General features: G+C 54.1%; 12 protein-coding genes. 9 read left to right on the top strand and 3 right to left on the bottom strand.

The window, feature by feature from the left end; translation table 11 throughout:
- The first annotated feature begins 253 nt into the window (after positions 1 to 253).
- Positions 254 to 313 carry a type I toxin-antitoxin system Ibs family toxin gene (ibsA, locus tag ACLD4F_RS05955; protein WP_001805500.1) on the top strand — a complete coding sequence of 20 codons (60 nt, stop codon included), beginning with the start codon at positions 254 to 256 and terminating at the stop codon, positions 311 to 313.
- Positions 314 to 411: 98 nt separating this feature from the next.
- On the opposite strand, the gene yegD is transcribed toward ibsA, so the two are convergent.
- On the bottom strand, positions 412 to 1,764 hold the full coding sequence (gene yegD / locus ACLD4F_RS05950) for a molecular chaperone (RefSeq protein WP_079944204.1): 1,353 nt from the start codon (positions 1,762 to 1,764) through the stop codon (positions 412 to 414).
- Between the two features lie 133 nt (positions 1,765 to 1,897).
- Between yegD and alkA the strand changes: the two genes are divergently transcribed.
- The gene (gene alkA, locus ACLD4F_RS05945) at positions 1,898 to 2,767 is read left to right on the top strand and encodes a DNA-3-methyladenine glycosylase 2 (protein WP_076935406.1); all 870 of its coding nucleotides are present in this window, start codon (positions 1,898 to 1,900) and stop codon (positions 2,765 to 2,767) included.
- Here alkA and ACLD4F_RS05940 read toward each other — a convergent pair.
- Positions 2,735 to 5,725: an MASE1 domain-containing protein gene (locus tag ACLD4F_RS05940; RefSeq protein WP_076726853.1), complete on the bottom strand. Its 2,991-nt coding sequence runs from the start codon at positions 5,723 to 5,725 to the stop codon at positions 2,735 to 2,737. The genes alkA and ACLD4F_RS05940 overlap by 33 nt on opposite strands.
- Before the next feature lie 330 nt (positions 5,726 to 6,055).
- Here ACLD4F_RS05940 and udk point away from each other — a divergent pair, with 330 nt between their 5' ends.
- The 3 genes from udk (at position 6,056) to asmA (ending at position 9,264) form a co-directional block, all read left to right on the top strand.
- On the top strand, positions 6,056 to 6,697 hold the full coding sequence (udk, locus tag ACLD4F_RS05935; protein WP_000132082.1) for a uridine kinase: 642 nt from the start codon (positions 6,056 to 6,058) through the stop codon (positions 6,695 to 6,697).
- Between the two features lie 90 nt (positions 6,698 to 6,787).
- Positions 6,788 to 7,369: a dCTP deaminase gene (dcd, locus tag ACLD4F_RS05930; RefSeq protein ID WP_001234783.1), complete on the top strand. Its 582-nt coding sequence runs from the start codon at positions 6,788 to 6,790 to the stop codon at positions 7,367 to 7,369.
- A 38-nt stretch (positions 7,370 to 7,407) separates the two neighbouring features.
- Complete coding sequence (gene asmA / locus ACLD4F_RS05925; RefSeq protein ID WP_411010724.1) at positions 7,408 to 9,264, top strand: outer membrane assembly protein AsmA; 1,857 nt, start codon at positions 7,408 to 7,410, stop codon at positions 9,262 to 9,264.
- A gap of 85 nt (positions 9,265 to 9,349) precedes the next feature.
- Here the strand turns inward: asmA and ACLD4F_RS05920 are convergent, their stop codons facing one another.
- Positions 9,350 to 10,930 (bottom strand): TerC family protein, encoded by a 1,581-nt coding sequence (locus ACLD4F_RS05920; RefSeq protein ID WP_411010723.1) that lies wholly within the window; start codon positions 10,928 to 10,930, stop codon positions 9,350 to 9,352.
- Positions 10,931 to 11,604: 674 nt separating this feature from the next.
- Here ACLD4F_RS05920 and ACLD4F_RS05915 point away from each other — a divergent pair.
- The 4 genes from ACLD4F_RS05915 (at position 11,605) to wcaA (ending at position 16,284) form a co-directional block, all read left to right on the top strand.
- Complete coding sequence (locus ACLD4F_RS05915) at positions 11,605 to 12,744, top strand: polysaccharide export protein (RefSeq protein WP_108638467.1); 1,140 nt, start codon at positions 11,605 to 11,607, stop codon at positions 12,742 to 12,744.
- 5 nt (positions 12,745 to 12,749) lie between these two features.
- Complete coding sequence (gene wzb / locus ACLD4F_RS05910; protein ID WP_000482224.1) at positions 12,750 to 13,199, top strand: low molecular weight protein-tyrosine-phosphatase Wzb; 450 nt, start codon at positions 12,750 to 12,752, stop codon at positions 13,197 to 13,199.
- The gene (wzc, locus tag ACLD4F_RS05905) at positions 13,196 to 15,355 is read left to right on the top strand and encodes a tyrosine-protein kinase Wzc (protein ID WP_411010722.1); all 2,160 of its coding nucleotides are present in this window, start codon (positions 13,196 to 13,198) and stop codon (positions 15,353 to 15,355) included. Before wzb ends, wzc begins: the two co-directional genes overlap by 4 nt.
- Positions 15,356 to 15,441: 86 nt before the next feature.
- The gene (wcaA, locus tag ACLD4F_RS05900; RefSeq protein WP_000205692.1) at positions 15,442 to 16,284 is read left to right on the top strand and encodes a colanic acid biosynthesis glycosyltransferase WcaA; all 843 of its coding nucleotides are present in this window, start codon (positions 15,442 to 15,444) and stop codon (positions 16,282 to 16,284) included.
- The last annotated feature ends 2 nt before the right edge of the window (positions 16,285 to 16,286 follow it).

Here is a 16,286-nt window from a genome sequence, read left to right as displayed (position 1 = left end):
TGCGGAATGTTGCTCCCTCTATTGTAGTCAGCAGGGAAGGGAGAAAAATGGAGGAATTATGGAACACGGTCGGGATTATTCTGAATGGCGACCCGCTTTGCGAGGCGCTACGCAACTCTCATCGGTGAAAATCGTTAACGCGCCGGAGTGCGGTAAAGTGGCGGCACGGCAATAAAGGTAAGCCACCGATTTCAGCAGGACGCTGAAACGGGAAAGCCCCTCCCGAGGAAGGGGCCAAAATAAGGAAAGGGTTATGATGAAGGTAGTCATCATACTGGTGATACTCTTAGTGATTAGCTTCCAGGCTTACTAAGACACCAGGGGGAGGAGGAATCCTCCCTTACCCTCACTCCTGACGTTAAGCCACATCAAGAATAATGTCAATCCATCAGCGCTGGGCTTGCGAGGCGCTTAGCGGAAAACGACCTCTGCCCAGCGAGCCAGTCCTGCGGTGACGGAGCCGAAATCATCGCCGCCAGCGACGGGTATGCCCGGTAGCTGTTCGGAAAGCGCTTTTTTAATCAATGGCGAACGGGCGCTGCCGCCGGTCAGATAGATGACATCCGGTTTTTCCTGCGCGCTGTCCAGCGCCAGTTGCACCTGTTCCAGAATACGCGCCAGCGGTTGATCCAGCGCCGCTTCCAGTCCTTGCTGGCTGATAGCGACCGCCAGGTCGTCGCTGATAAATGGCAGCCTCGCCGTAACATCCGCCTGGCCGGAAAGGGCGATTTTGCTCTCTTCCGCGCAGCGTACCAGGCGGTAACTAAGTCGCTGGCGCCAGACCTTGAGCAGCAACGCGACCTTGTCTGCTTCACGCGCGTTGCGAACCAAATCGTTCAACAGACGACCATTCGCGCTACTGTAAAAATCGCTTTGCGCCGGGACGTCGTTAATCGCCACGGCGTTCCACCACGGCAGCACCGGCAGGGCGATGCCTTTTTCGGTTTCGCCGCCCATGCCCAGCAAAGGCATCAGATTTTTAAAGGCCAGCGCGATATCCAGATCGTTTCCGCCCACGCGGCAACCGCTGTGCCCCAACAGGCTGTTTTCACGATCGGCGCGCTGACGCCACTGCGGCCCCATCAGCAGCATGGAACAGTCGGTGGTACCGCCGCCAATATCCACGACCAGCACACGCTTCTCTTCCCGCAGCGTAGCCTCGTAGTCCAGGCCCGCCGCAACCGGTTCGTACTGGAATACCACCTCCTGAAAACCGGCGCGTTTTGCCGCCCGCTCCAGAATACCCTGCGCCTGGCGGTTCGCGTCATCGCCGCCGAGTCCCTGAAAGTTGATCGGGCGACCGATCACCGCCTGGGTAATGGCCTCCGGCAATTGGCTGTGCGCCGTATGACGAATATGTACCATCATGGCGCAGACCAAATCTTCAAACAGCGCGACCTGCTGCGGTTTCAGGCCGCTGGCGCCTAAAAAGGATTTTGGCGATTTGACAAACCAGACCTCCTGGGGATCATCAATATAGTGCGCCAGCGACGCCAGACCAAACTGTACGCTTTGCGCGCCAACCTCAATATCTTCCTCGCGGTTGTAGCGCATCGCGCGGCGCAGCAGCGCCTGGGTTTCTTCGTCCGTTGCCGGCACATCATGATGGCGATACAGCCACTCGCTCACCGCCTCGCGCGTCGGCGCGCACAGCATAGACGGCAGTAATGCGCTGTTATTCTCCATTGTCAGCAACTGTGGATGCCCGTCGCGCATAATGGCGACCGAGCAGTTTGCCGTACCGTAATCAAATCCTATAAACACCTTAAAATCCCCATGCCAGTGAAGAAGGGGCGTGACTTTAGCGAAATGTCGTCGCGGCGACAACTGGAATATGAAAGCAAGGCGTTACGTGCGATTAGCGTTTATGCTGAAAGGTCAAATAAAGGAGAAAAGTATGTTTACCCTGAGCTGGCAGCCGCCTTACGACTGGTCGTGGATGTTGGGCTTTCTTGCCGCGCGTGCGGTGGACGGCGTGGAAACAGTAGGCGAGGGCTTTTATGCGCGCAGCCTGGTGGTGGGCGAGCATCGCGGACTGGTCAGCGTGAGGCCCCATCTGCCCACCCACACTGTGCAGGTTAGCGTGAGCACCGGATTACTTCCCGTCGCGCCGGCGTGTCTGGCGAAGGTTTCGCGTCTGTTTGATCTTGACTGCCAGCCCGCGCAGGTTGCCGCCGTGCTGGGGCCTCTGGGCGAGGACAGGCCGGGGCTGCGTTTACCGGGATCGGTTGATACGTTTGAACAAGGCGTGCGGGCGATACTGGGGCAACTGGTGAGTGTCGCGATGGCGGCAAGGTTGACGGCGAAAGTGGCGAGCCGCTATGGCGAGGCGTTGCCGGATGCGCCCGATTATGTCTGTTTTCCCGGTCCGGAAACGCTGGCGTTGGCCGATCCGCTGGCGCTTAAAGCTCTGGGGATGCCGCTGCGGCGCGCCGAAGCGCTGATTCATCTGGCGCAGGCGACGCTGGCGGGAAAACTGGCGCTCGCCGCGCCGCCGGATATTGAGCAGAGCGTTAAAAATTTACAAACGTTTCCGGGAATTGGCCGCTGGACGGCGAACTATTTCGCCCTGCGCGGTTGGCAGGCAAAAGATATCTTTTTACCCGATGATTACTTAATTAAGCAGCGCTTTGCCGGGATGACGGTCGCGCAGATCCGTCGCTACGCGGAGCGCTGGAAACCGTGGCGTTCCTACGCGCTACTGCATATCTGGTATACCCACGGCTGGCAACCGTCAATGGATAGCGAAATAGCTGGTATTCAGTAACAAATCCAGCGGTTGCGCTTCGGCGATAGTGTCGCCATAAATTAGATCCACGCCAATACGGGAGAGCGTATCCAGCACCTGTGGGTTTTGTACCGGCCCGGCGAGCGTTTTGATGTCCAGATGCTGGGCGTGTCCCTGGATGATCGAGGTCAGCATTTCATCCATTAAACTCTCATGAACGTTGGCGATAAGGTCGCTATCCAGCAGTAAATAATCAGCGATATGCGGGGTCAGTAAATTAAACAGCTGTAAATCGCGCCCGACATGGCTGAGAATCACCTGGCAGCCGCGTTGCCGCAGTTTTCGCAGAGTCGCAGCGGCGGTCTGCGCCTGCTTAACGATAACGTCAGCCGGGATAATCAGGTGTAATAACCGTGGCGGCAGTGGACTATGCTCCAGTTGTTCCAGCAGCTCATCAATCAGGGTCGCGCTGTATAATCCCGCGGCGGACAGCGGCAGCGCAACGCTTAATCCCTTGCTGGCGACGGCGGTCGCCGCATGGTGGAAAAACTCATGGAATACCCGTCGGTCAAGCGCGTGATGCAGCGCGGAGTCGGCTAACCCTGCCCGGAACGCGCGCTCTTCCATCACTTCCCCTTCGCTGGTCCACAGCCTGAGTGAGACCAGCCAAAAGCTGGTGGCCTCCGGCGTACGCGGCGGCGCGACGTTTCTGGCAAGCATCAGCAGGTGGTTATTTTTAATCATATGCCACTGTTCTTCCAGCGGCATCATTCCCTTTGAGGAGGTTAATGCGTGCTGCGGTTCGTACACGGTCAGACGGCCGCGACCGCTATTTTTCGCGGCGTAGCAGGCAATATCGGCCTGAGACACGACCTCTGTGAGCTGGCAGTTATGTCCATTTATCATTGTGATCCCGGCGCTGGCGCCGATCCGATGCAGGCGTCCTTCCCACATAAAGTGATATTCATTAACGGCGTTGATAAGCCGCGTCACGATAAAGCGCGCGCTGTCACTATTACAATCCGGTAGCAACAGGCCAAACTCATCGCCCCCCAGACGGGCCAGGAGATCGCCGGAGCGAAGCATACTGAGCATCAGTGACGCGAGCTCGCGCAATAAGGCGTCGCCGGCGGCATGTCCCGCGCTGTCGTTAACCGCTTTAAAACGGTCCAGATCGATAAACACCAGCGCATGATGTTGAGGCGATTCCTGTATTGTTTGCAGGCGCTGTTGAAGCTGCTTTTCAAAACTGGCGCGGTTGGCAAGATGGGTGAGGGCGTCATGCGTTGCGCTGTAGCTGAGCTGGCGTAACATTTTTCGTGATTCGGTAACGTCCTGGATAACCAGAACCGAACCAATCTTATCGCCGTCAAGCGTACTGAGCGGCGTGATACTGTAATGAATATCGTAGCTACCGCCGTTATGACAATGGAGCACTATCTCCTGTTCCATGTCCGATCGCGACCTGTCGGCGCGATAAATATCCTCCAGCAGCGGCCCCTTATCACCTGACGTAATGCGCAGAACCGTTAATAATGGCGCGCCTAAAGCATCCTCTTGCCGCCAGCCGCTCATCTTCTCGGCGATCGGGTTCATAAAGGTGATATTCATCGCGACATCAATACACACCACCGCTTCTCCGATAGAGTCAAGCGTGATGTGCAACCGTTCTTTTTCCTGAAACAGCGCGTCGTTCGCTTGTGTAATACGTTCCATCAACCGCTGGTTTTCCTGCTCGCTTTGCTTGAGATCGTTAATATCTTCAATCTGAGCAATAAAATAGAGAGGTTTATTGTCTTTATGACGAACCAGCGAGACGGCCAGTAGCGCCCAGACGACATCGCCGTTGCGGGTGTAGTAGCGTTTTTCCATGGAATAGCTATTGATGTCGCCGCGCACCAGCATGTTTAGCTGTTCAAGGTCGTTATTCAGGTCTTCCGGCCAGGTCAATTGCTGAAATGTCATCGTGCGTAATTCATCCTGGCTATAGCCAAGAAAATGGCTCAGAGATTTATTGACCTGTAGCCACTGACCCTCCGTACCGACCAGCGCCATACCAATGGCGGAATACTCCATCGCGTTGCGAAAACGGGATTCGCTCTCGGTGATATGTTTGCGCTCCGTGCGAAACGCGTACATCACCATCGTCATCATATTGGCAGGCAGCAGGATCATTAAAAAAGGCAGCCACGGCATATTAACCATCACGTCGGTTTTCGGCGTGGCGAGTAGCGTGGGGTCATTGGCCAGCATGAGCGAGACCACGATAACGGTAGCTAAAAAAATTAAAAACGCCTCCATTCGCGGCAGGCGCACCGCACTCCACATCAACAGGACGATAACGCACGTAAACGGCCACGGAATATAGCGCATAGCGAGCCAGCTTAGCGCCAGCGTAATGACCAGCGTCAATAGCGTTTCCAGCAACAGATGCGGGTCGCGATGACGCAATAGATAGTGTGGTTTAAACAGTAAACCTAACGGCACCAGCGTCAGCGCGCCGATGGCTTCCGATAATACCCAAATCAGAAACGCTTTCGAGGCGACCGCTTCCGGCGCTATCAGCCAAAATAACAGGCCGCCGAGTAGCGGCGGAATCACGGCGCTGCCGATAGCCAGACGAAACCAGTCATTCAAATTTTGTAAGGGGTTGTAGCTGGGCAGCAGTTTTCGCAGCAGTATCGCGCCAGTGGCCGCCTCGATAATATTTATTGCCGTCCAGCTAAAGTTAAGCGAGGCGGCCGGAAATAAAGTCAGTGAGGCGCCGATGCTGCCGAGCGAGCAGGCGACCGCGATCCCAGGCCACAGACGGCCCGCATGGCGGTAAAACGCGACCATCATAATGGAGGTGGGGAACCACAGCGGCGCGAGTTGGGTGCCGACACGCGATAATACGAGCGAAAAGAGCGTAAAGACAAACGCAACCAGGCCTAAACTGACCAGACGCAATAGCGGGTGGGGGACGGTAACGAAAACATGTTGGGATGGTTTACTCATTACCACTCTATCCGAATCGCCGGTAACGTCGCGGAATACCGGACGCGTCAGTTTACTCTGTGATTATGCTAGTATAAACGCGTAATGATTTATACGCTGGCTGAATATAAATTGTGGCTCCCGGCGTATTCCTCCTCCAGACGGGTCGATAAATCCGCTGTCCGCGTTAAAACTGAACGCTTTTACGTCGCGACGTCGAATGCGCCGCCAACAAATTCACCGTGGCATAGCGCCGGACTGGTATCGCGCTGCTGAAATCCCTATAATTGCCGCGTTTGGCGTTTCGGCGCCCCCCTTCCTTACATCCAGGTTAATCAGGTCGCTAAATTTATGACTGATCAGTCTCATCAGTGCGTCATTATCGGTATCGCTGGCGCATCGGCTTCCGGCAAGAGTCTTATTGCCAGTACCCTTTACCGCGAATTGCGTGAACAAGTGGGTGACGAACATATTGGCGTTATTCCCGAAGACAGTTATTACAAAGATCAAAGCCATCTGTCGATGGAAGAACGCGTAAAAACCAACTATGACCATCCGAATGCGATGGATCACAGCCTGCTATTTCAGCATCTTCAGGCGCTCAAGCGCGGTTCGGCGATTGAATTACCGGTATACAGTTATGTTGAGCATACCCGTATGCAGGAAACGGTTCGCGTAGAACCGAAGAAAGTGATTATTCTTGAAGGTATTCTGTTACTGACCGACGCGCGTTTGCGTGAAGAGATGAACTTCTCTATTTTTGTCGATACGCCGCTGGATATCTGTTTGATGCGCCGTATCAAACGCGATGTGAACGAGCGTGGTCGCTCAATGGATTCGGTGATGGCGCAATATCAGAAAACGGTGCGTCCGATGTTCCTGCAATTTATTGAGCCTTCCAAACAATATGCGGATATTATCGTGCCGCGCGGCGGTAAAAACCGCATCGCTATTGATATTCTGAAAGCGAAAATCAGCCAGTTCTTTGAATAAATCTGGCGAATTGTGTACCGTTCAGTGATAACCTGGTTAGCCCTTGATGTGCTTGATTTAAGGGCTTGATGCGCGAAAGGAGAAAGTGCCATGCGTTTATGCGACCGAGATATTGAAGCCTGGCTGGATGAAGGCCGTTTGTCTATCACCCCGCGACCTCCCGTAGAGCGCATTAACGGCGCGACGGTCGATGTACGTCTTGGCAATAAATTTCGAACCTTTCGTGGCCATACGGCGGCGTTTATCGATCTGAGCGGGCCGAAAGATGAGGTCAGCGCAGCGCTGGATCGCGTGATGAGCGATGAAATCGTTTTGCCGGATGGCGAGGCATTTTATCTGCATCCGGGCGAGTTGGCGCTGGCTGTCACCTTTGAATCCGTTACCCTGCCGCCGGATTTAGTGGGCTGGCTGGATGGTCGTTCCTCGCTGGCGCGTCTGGGGCTGATGGTGCATGTGACGGCGCACCGTATCGATCCCGGCTGGTCAGGCTGCATTGTGCTTGAGTTTTACAACTCCGGGAAGCTGCCGTTGGCGTTGCGTCCGGGTATGCTCATCGGCGCGCTGAGCTTTGAGCCGCTGTCCGGCCCGGCGGCGCGGCCTTATAACCGCCGTCAGGATGCCAAATATCGCGATCAGCAGGGCGCTGTTGCCAGCCGGATTGATAAAGACTGAGCCATTCGGCGCAATACTGCCGGTCCATTGAGGGTAGCATGAGACGATTTCTGACGACGCTGATGATTCTCCTGGTCGTGCTGGTGGCCGGATTCTCTGCGTTGGTATTGTTGGTCAATCCGAATGATTTCCGCGCCTATATGGTGCAGCAGGTTGCCGCGCGTAGTGAATATCAGTTGCAACTTGACGGGCCGCTGCGCTGGCACGTATGGCCGCAACTCAGTATCCTTTCCGGGCGAATGACGCTAACGGCGCGAGGCGCCAGCGAACCGCTGGTGCGGGCTGACAATATGCGCCTGGATGTCGCTTTATGGCCGCTGTTGAGTCATCAGCTTCATGTTAAGCAGGTGATGCTGAAAGGCGGGGTGATTCAACTGACGCCGCAAACGGAAGCGGTACGCAGCGATGATGCGCCGGTCGCGCCGAAAGATAATACCTTGCCGGACGTAGCGGAAGATCGCGGCTGGTCGTTTGATATTCGTAGCCTGCGCGTTGCCGACAGCGTGCTGGTTTTCCAGCATGAAAATGATGATCAGGTCACGGTGCGCGATATTCGTCTGAATATGGAACAAGATGCCGAGCATCGCGGCACGTTTGATTTTTCGGGACGCGTGAACCGCGATCAGCGGGATCTTGCCTTATCGTTCAGCGGAACGGTGGATGCTTCCGATTATCCGCATAATTTAACCGCGGGTATTGAGCAACTGCGCTGGCAATTGCAGGGCGCGGATCTACCGGCGCAGGGGATTGAGGGGCAGGGACAATTGCAGGCGCAGTGGCAGGAGGCGCAAAAACGTCTTTCATTTAACCACTTAAATTTAACGGCGAATGACAGTTCTCTGGCCGGGCATGTTCAGGTAACGCTGGCGGAGCAGCCGGAATGGCAAATTGACCTCCAGTCCAGCAAGCTTAATCTGGACAACCTGTTGCCGCATCATAGCACCGTGGCTCAGACGGGCGGCGCGGTGTCGCAGGGGCAAAATACGCTCCCCCTGACCAGGCCAGTTATCGCGTCGCGTGTTGGTGCGCCGCCTTATCAGGGGCTGCAAAGCTTTACGGCGGAGATTGCTTTACAGGCGGATTCAGTTCGCTGGCGGGGAATGGACTTTACCCAGGTTTCGACGAAGATGTCTAATCAGGCCGGATTGCTGGATATCACCGAGTTGCAGGGGAAACTGGCCGACGGAGAGATGTCGCTGCCCGGCACGCTTGACGCCCGCACCGCCAGTCCGCGCATCGAATTCCACCCTCGCCTCAACCATGTTGAGATTGGGACTATCCTGAAAGCCTTTAATTATCCGATTAGCCTGACCGGTAAGATGTCGCTGGTTGGCGATTTCTCCGGGGCGGATATTGACGCGGAGGCATTTCGCCACAGCTGGAAAGGAAAAGCGCATGTTGACATGAGCAATACGCGCCTCGAAGGAATGAATTTCCAGCAACTGGTGCAGCAGGCCGTAGAGCGAAGCGGCGGCGACGCGCAGCAGTCGCAGGAAAATATGGACAACGCGACCCGACTGGATCGCTTCACGACCGATCTGACGCTAAATAAGGGCACGCTGACGCTCGACGACATGGTCGGGCAATCTTCTATGCTGGCGTTAACCGGCAGCGGAACGCTGGACCTGGTTAAGCAGAGCTGTGATACGCAATTTAATCTGCGTGTGCTGGGCGGCTGGAACGGCAATAGCAACCTGATCACCTTCCTGAAAGAGACGCCGGTGCCGCTGCGCGTCTATGGCAAGTGGCAGGAGCTGAACTATACCCTGCAAGTGGATCAGTTATTGCGCAAGCATTTACAGGATGAGGCGAAGCGTCGGCTCAACGACTGGGCGGATCGCAATAAAGATACCCGTAACGGTAAAGATGTGAAGAAGCTGCTGAATAAGCTCTAGTTTTTGGCCAAAGGGCAGAGCCGGATGGCGAGGCTAACGCGCCTCCGGCCTGCCTGGTAAGCAGGCCGGGGCAGGCGAGCAGGCGTTACAACTCCTGGTCTGGCTCGCCGTTATGCAGCGGAATTAACTGCACTTTCTGCACTCGATGGCTTTCTACCTGCAATGTTTTCAGCAAATAATCGCCCACCTGAACCTCTTCACCGGTTTGCGGTATGCGCTGCAAATATTCCATCAATAATCCGGCAATCGTATGGTATTCCCGTTTTTCATCCAGCGGTAGCGGCACATACTGCACCAAATCCTCCAGCGGCATATGGCCGTTTGCTGTCCAGGAACCGTCCGGGTTCTTCTGAATATCGTGGCGGGCGTCAATTTCCTCGACTTCATTCGGCAGATTACCGGCGATAGTCTCCATGACATCGCTTAATGTCACAATGCCTTCAACCGAGCCAAACTCATCTACGACAAAGGCAAAATGGGTTCTGGCGTTACGGAACTGCTCCAGCGCAGGCAGCAGCGGCAATGTTTCCGGGAAAACCAGCGGTTGGCGAATCAGCGCCCGCAGGTTGAGCGGTTCGCCGCGCAGCGATTGTTGCAACAGATCGATGACGTGGACGACGCCGAGTAAATCTTCCTGTTCATTTTCACCCGTCACGACCAGACGCGTATGCTGGTTCTTCTCCAGCAGAGCGCGGATTTCCGCTTCTGGCGCGTTGAGATCGATATGCTCGATATCGTGACGCGACGTCATGATGCTACTTACGGTGCGCTGGTTGAGATTCAGCACCCGCTCAATCATCCTGCGCTCCTGCGGATTAAAAATCTGGCTGTCGTCATGGTCTGCCAGCATCGCGGCGGTTTCCGCATCCAGTTCGGCATCCTCTTTTTTACCGCTAATCAGCCGCATCACGGCCTCTGTTGTGCGCTGGCGCAGCGTATGGTTAGCGGAAAGAAAACGGCGGCGGTTAAAAATAGCCAGTTGGTTGAGCGCCTCGATCATCACCGAGAAACCGATAGCCGCGTACAGATACCCTTTCGGAATGTGGAAACCAAACCCTTCCGCCACCAGGCTAAAGCCGATCATTAGCAGGAAGCTAAGACACAAAATGACAATGGTGGGATGGTTGTTCACAAATCGGGTCAGGGACTTGCTGGCGAGCAGCATCAGGCTAATGGCGATTATCACTGCCGCCATCATGACCGCCAGGTGATCGACCATCCCCACGGCGGTAATCACGGAGTCGAGAGAAAAGATAGCGTCCAGCACCACGATTTGCGCGACCACCGCCCAGAATTTCGCCCCCTTACGCTGGGTAGGGTTGGCGCTATCTTTCCCTTCCAGCCGTTCGTTGAGCTCCATGGTGGCTTTAAAGAGCAGGAAGAAGCCGCCGAACAGCATAATCAGATCGCGGGCGCTGAAGCTTAACGCCTGTACGCTAAAGAGCGGCTTAGTCAAGGTGACCAGCCACGAGATTGACGCCAGCAGCAGCAGGCGCATGATCATCGCCAGTATCAGGCCGGTAATGCGCGCGCGGTCGCGCTGCCCCGGCGGTAGTTTTTCAGCGAGGATGGCAATAAAGACCAGGTTATCAATGCCGAGAACAAGTTCGATAACGATTAACGTTACCAGTCCGGCCCAGATTGACGGATCGGCAATCCATTCCATAGTAAGAGCAATACCTTCTGTAATATGACAATTGTCACAATTCGATCATGGATAATACGGCGGAAAAATGCAATGCCGCAGAGCAATTTATCTTTGTTACGCGGCTATAAAATAACTTTAAAATAGCCGTAATGTTTCTGTCGGAAACTAAATAATGTCAAGAATATATTTAGGAAATATCGCAGGTGGAGTGGAGTAAATAAATATTGTCAACATCAATAAAATCCTAAAATCATCTGTTAATTCATTTAATATTAATCTTAAAAATATAGAATGGCGGGTTTGTTACCTTGCCTGTCATTAGGTTAGCTGCAACAATTCTTGCAGGATTAAGATAGCGCTCTTAAATATCCTGTCACGACATCGAGAAAACTATTAATACGTAACCTTTATTTCGCTGAAGATTTTTATCTGAACGAGGATAAAATCGGAGGGGAATGCGAAAATTTAGAATAATCAGTGTATTGGTAGCTAAGAAGCCAGGGGCGGTAGCGTGCCTGAAAGCCTGAATATAAGCCTTTATTATTCTGTCAATAGCCTGCGGATGAATTGATTTTTTTTCAGAATGATGCCAGTTAATTTTCTCTGCCATTAACTGCAAGGTAAATGTGCACGGACGAAGCCGCTATTTAAATTGCACAGGATAATGACTCTGCCAAAGTGATAAATAATCAATGATGAAATCCAAAATGAAATTGATGCCATTATTGGCGTCGCTCAGCTTGATAAGTGGTTGCACAGTACTTCCGGGCAGCAATATGTCTACGATGGGGAAAGATGTGATCAAACAGCAAGACGCTGACTTTGATCTCGACCGGATGGTCAATGTGTATCCGCTGACGCCACGGCTGGTTGAGCAATTACGCCCGCGGCCCAATGTCGCGCAACCGAATATGTCGCTGGACCAGGAGATTGCCAGCTATCAGTATCGCGTCGGGCCTGGCGATGTGCTGAATGTCACCGTCTGGGATCACCCGGAATTGACCACGCCAGCAGGCCAGTACCGTAGCTCAAGCGATACCGGCAACTGGGTACAGCCGGACGGCACCATGTTTTATCCCTACATTGGCAAGGTTAGCGTCGTCGGTAAAACTTTGTCAGAGATTCGCAGCGATATTACCGGGCGTTTAGCGAAGTACATCGCGGACCCGCAGGTGGATGTCAATATCGCCGCTTTCCGCTCGCAAAAAGCGTACATCTCCGGCCAGGTGAATAAATCCGGTCAGCAGGCCATTACTAACGTACCGCTAACCGTCCTGGATGCGATTAACGCTGCGGGCGGCCTGACCGATATGGCGGACTGGCGCAATGTCGTGTTGACGCACAACGGCAAAGAACAGCGCATTTCGCTACAGGCGCTGATGCAAAATGGCGATCTTAGCCAGAACCGCTTGCTCTACCCTGGCGACATTCTGTATGTGCCGCGCAATGACGATCTGAAAGTCTTTGTCATGGGCGAAGTGAAAAAACAGAGCACCCTCAAAATGGATTTCAGCGGCATGACGCTCACCGAAGCATTAGGCAATGCGGAAGGCATCGATCTGACCACCTCCAGCGCCAGCGGCATTTTTGTGATTCGTCCGTTGAAAGGCGAGGGGGGACGCGGCGGCAAGATCGCCAATATCTACCAGCTTGATATGTCTGACGCCACGTCATTGGTGATGGCGACGGAATTCCGACTTCAGCCTTACGATGTGGTGTACGTCACGACCGCGCCGGTTGCTCGCTGGAACCGTCTGATCAATCAGTTGCTGCCGACCATTAGCGGTGTCCGTTATATGACGGATACGGCCAGCGACATTCATTCCTGGTAATCGTTATGTTTAACAAAATCTTAGTGGTCTGTGTGGGGAATGTTTGCCGTTCTCCGACGGCGGAACGTTTGCTAAAGCGCTTTCATCCCTCGCTGACGGTTGCATCCGCCGGATTAGGCGCGCTGGTCGGCAAAGGCGCCGATCCTGCGGCGGCGAGCGTGGCGAGCGCCCACGATCTGTCTTTGGAAAATCACTGCGCAAGGCAAATTTCCGCGCGTCTGTGCCGGGAATATGACCTGATTCTGACGATGGAGAAACGCCACATCGCCGCCCTGTGCGACATTGCGCCGGAAATGCGCGGCAAGGTAATGCTGTTTGGTCACTGGGACAGCGAGCGTGAAATACCGGACCCGTATCGCAAAAGCCGCGATGCGTTTGAGGCGGTGTACACATTACTGGAAAGGTCTGCCCGCCAGTGGGCGCAGGCACTGAATGCAGAGCAGGGAAAACCATGACAGAAAAAGTAAAACAATCTGCGGCGGCTACGGGTAGCGATGAAATCGATATCGGGCGTCTGGTCGGAACGGTGATTGAAGCGCGTTGGTGGGTGTTGGGGACGACGGCCATATTTGCGCTGTGCGCGGTAATTTATACGTTCTTCGCCACGCCCATCTATAGCGCCGATGCGCTGGTGCAGATTGAACAAAACGCCGGTAATTCGCTGGTACAGGATATCAACAGCGCATTAGCGAATAAGCCGCCGGCTTCCGATGCGGAAATTCAGCTCATTCGATCGCGCCTGGTGCTGGGGAAGACCGTTGACGATCTGGATCTGGATATTGCCGTCACCAAAAACACCTTTCCGCTCTTCGGCGCCGGGTGGGAACGGCTGATGGGACGTCACAATGAAAGGGTGAAAGTCACGACATTCACCCGACCAGAGACGATGAGCGGACAGATCTTCACCCTCAAAGTGCTGGGCGACAAACGTTATCAGTTGGTTAGCGACGGCGGATTTAGCGCGCAGGGCGTTGTGGGCCAGCCACTCAATAAAGACGGCGTGACGATGCAGGTAGAGGCGATTGACGCCCGTCCTGATACGGAATTTACGGTGAGTAAATTCTCAACGCCTGGCATGATTAATAACCTGCAAAATAACCTCACCGTAACGGAAACCGGCAAAGATACCGGCGTTCTGAGCCTGACGTTCACGGGAGAGGATCGCGACCAGATCCGCGAAATTCTCAACAGTATTACCCGTAACTATCTGCAACAGGATATTGCGCGGAAATCTGAAGAGGCGGGGAAGAGCCTGGCGTTTCTGGCAAAACAACTGCCGGAAGTCCGCAGCCGTCTGGATGTGGCGGAAAACAAGCTAAACGCTTTCCGCCAGGATAAAGACTCGGTGGATTTACCGCTGGAGGCGAAGGCGGTGCTCGATTCGATGGTTAATATCGACGCCCAGTTGAATGAGTTGACGTTTAAAGAGGCGGAAATTTCCAAGCTCTTTACCAAAGCGCATCCGGCTTACCGCACCCTGCTGGAAAAACGTAAAGCGCTGGAAGATGAAAAAGCCAAACTGAACGGGCGGGTGACGGCGATGCCGAAAACCCAGCAGGAGATTGTGCGTTTGACCCGTGATGTGGAGTCCGGCCAGCAGGTTTATATGCAACTGCTTAATAAACAGCAGGAGCTGAAAATCACCGAAGCCAGCACCGTTGGCGATGTGCGCATCGTTGACCCGGCGATTACCCAGCCGGGCGTGCTGAAGCCAAAAAAGGCGTTGATTATTCTCGGCAGCATTATTCTGGGATTAATGTTATCGATTGTCGGCGTGCTGCTGCGCTCGCTGTTTAATCGCGGTATTGAAAGCCCGCAGGCGCTGGAGGAGCACGGGATCAGCGTCTATGCCAGTATTCCGCTGTCGGAATGGCAAAAAGCGCGCGATAGCGTCAAAACCATTAAAGGGATTAAGCGTTACAAGCAGAGCCAACTGCTGGCGGTGGGCAATCCGACCGATCTGGCGATTGAGGCGATTCGCAGCCTGCGCACCAGCCTGCATTTCGCCATGATGCAGGCGCAAAATAATGTACTCATGCTCACAGGCGTCAGCCCCTCTATCGGCAAAACCTTTGTTTGCGCCAATCTGGCGGCCGTCATCAGCCAGACGCATAAACGGGTATTACTGATCGACTGCGATATGCGTAAGGGCTACACCCATGAACTGCTCGGCACCAATAACGTGGACGGCTTATCTGACATTCTGGCGGGCAAAGGCGAGATAGCCTCCTGCGCGAAACCCACGGCGATCGCTAATTTTGATCTTATTCCGCGCGGTCAGGTACCGCCTAACCCATCAGAACTGCTGATGAGCGAGCGCTTCGGCGAGCTGATCGCCTGGGCAAGCAGCCGCTACGATCTGGTATTAATCGACACGCCGCCGATTCTGGCCGTGACGGACGCCGCGATTGTGGGTCGTCACGTCGGGACGACGCTGATGGTGGCGCGTTATGCCGTCAACACTTTAAAAGAGGTGGAAACCAGTCTGAGCCGTTTTGACCAGAATGGCATTCAGGTCAAAGGCGTCATTCTCAACTCCATTTTCCGCCGGGCGACGGGCTACCAGGATTATGGCTATTACGAGTATGAATACCAGTCAGATTCCAAATAAAAAATAAGGCGTGCCGGATGGCGCGGCCTGTGACTGTAGGCCGGACAGGCGTAGCGCCATGCGGCAAAACTATCTGGGGAATAAGCATGACAACAGACAATCCGCTGATCTCAATTTATATGCCAACCTGGAACAGGCAGCAGTTGGCTATCCGGGCGATTAAATCAGTACTACGTCAGGACTACCGTCACTGGGAGATGATCATCGTGGATGATTGCTCCTCATCTTATCAGCAGCTACAACAATTTGTTGAGGAGCTGAACGACCCGCGCGTTCGTTATACTCATAACGCCATGAATACTGGCGCCTGCGCGGTACGCAATCAGGCCATTATGCAGGCGCAAGGACACTATATTACCGGTATTGATGATGACGATGAATGGACGCCCAACCGTCTGAGCGTGTTTCTGGCCCATAAACACCAGTTAACTACACACGCCTTTTTGTATGCCAACGACTATGTGTGCGAGGGCGAGGTCTACTCTCAGCCTGCCAGCCTGCCGCTGTATCCGAAATCTCCTTATTCGCGCCGCTTATTCTACAAGCGCAATATTATTGGCAATCAGGTTTTTACCTGGGCCTGGCGTTTTAAAGCGTGTTTGTTCGATACCGAACTCAAGGCGGCGCAGGACTACGACATTTTTCTGCGCATGGTGGTGGAGTATGGCGAACCGTGGAAAGTCGAAGAGGCGACGCAAATTTTACATATCAACCACGGCGAGATGCAGATTACCTCTTCGCCGAAAAAGTTCTCCGGCTATTTCCATTTTTATCGTAAGCACAAAGATAAATTCGATCGCGCCAGTAAAAAATACCAGCTTTTTACCCTGTACCAAATTCGCAATAAGCGAATGACCTGGCGCACGTTGCTGACGTTGCTCTCCGTGCGTAATAGCAAACGCCTGGCGGCCGGGCTGCGGGGGCGATAACG

The organism is Salmonella sp. 741265050_HSA (assembly GCF_046569445.1).
In the GTDB taxonomy this organism is placed as follows: domain Bacteria; phylum Pseudomonadota; class Gammaproteobacteria; order Enterobacterales; family Enterobacteriaceae; genus Salmonella; species Salmonella enterica.
This window is presented reverse-complemented; position numbering and strand designations above follow the sequence as displayed.

Excerpts from the sequence above, each read along its gene's own strand:
- dcd (WP_001234783.1), top strand. The coding sequence starts at position 6,788 with ATGCGTTTATGCGACCGAGATATTGAAGCCTGGCTGGATGAAGGCCGT.
- wzb (WP_000482224.1), top strand. The coding sequence starts at position 12,750 with ATGTTTAACAAAATCTTAGTGGTCTGTGTGGGGAATGTTTGCCGTTCT.
- ACLD4F_RS05920 (WP_411010723.1), bottom strand. The coding sequence starts at position 10,930 with ATGGAATGGATTGCCGATCCGTCAATCTGGGCCGGACTGGTAACGTTA.
- udk (WP_000132082.1), top strand. The coding sequence starts at position 6,056 with ATGACTGATCAGTCTCATCAGTGCGTCATTATCGGTATCGCTGGCGCA.
- wzc (WP_411010722.1), top strand. The coding sequence starts at position 13,196 with ATGACAGAAAAAGTAAAACAATCTGCGGCGGCTACGGGTAGCGATGAA.
- ACLD4F_RS05940 (WP_076726853.1), bottom strand. The coding sequence starts at position 5,725 with ATGAGTAAACCATCCCAACATGTTTTCGTTACCGTCCCCCACCCGCTA.
- asmA (WP_411010724.1), top strand. The coding sequence starts at position 7,408 with ATGAGACGATTTCTGACGACGCTGATGATTCTCCTGGTCGTGCTGGTG.
- ACLD4F_RS05915 (WP_108638467.1), top strand. The coding sequence starts at position 11,605 with ATGATGAAATCCAAAATGAAATTGATGCCATTATTGGCGTCGCTCAGC.
- alkA (WP_076935406.1), top strand. The coding sequence starts at position 1,898 with ATGTTTACCCTGAGCTGGCAGCCGCCTTACGACTGGTCGTGGATGTTG.
- wcaA (WP_000205692.1), top strand. The coding sequence starts at position 15,442 with ATGACAACAGACAATCCGCTGATCTCAATTTATATGCCAACCTGGAAC.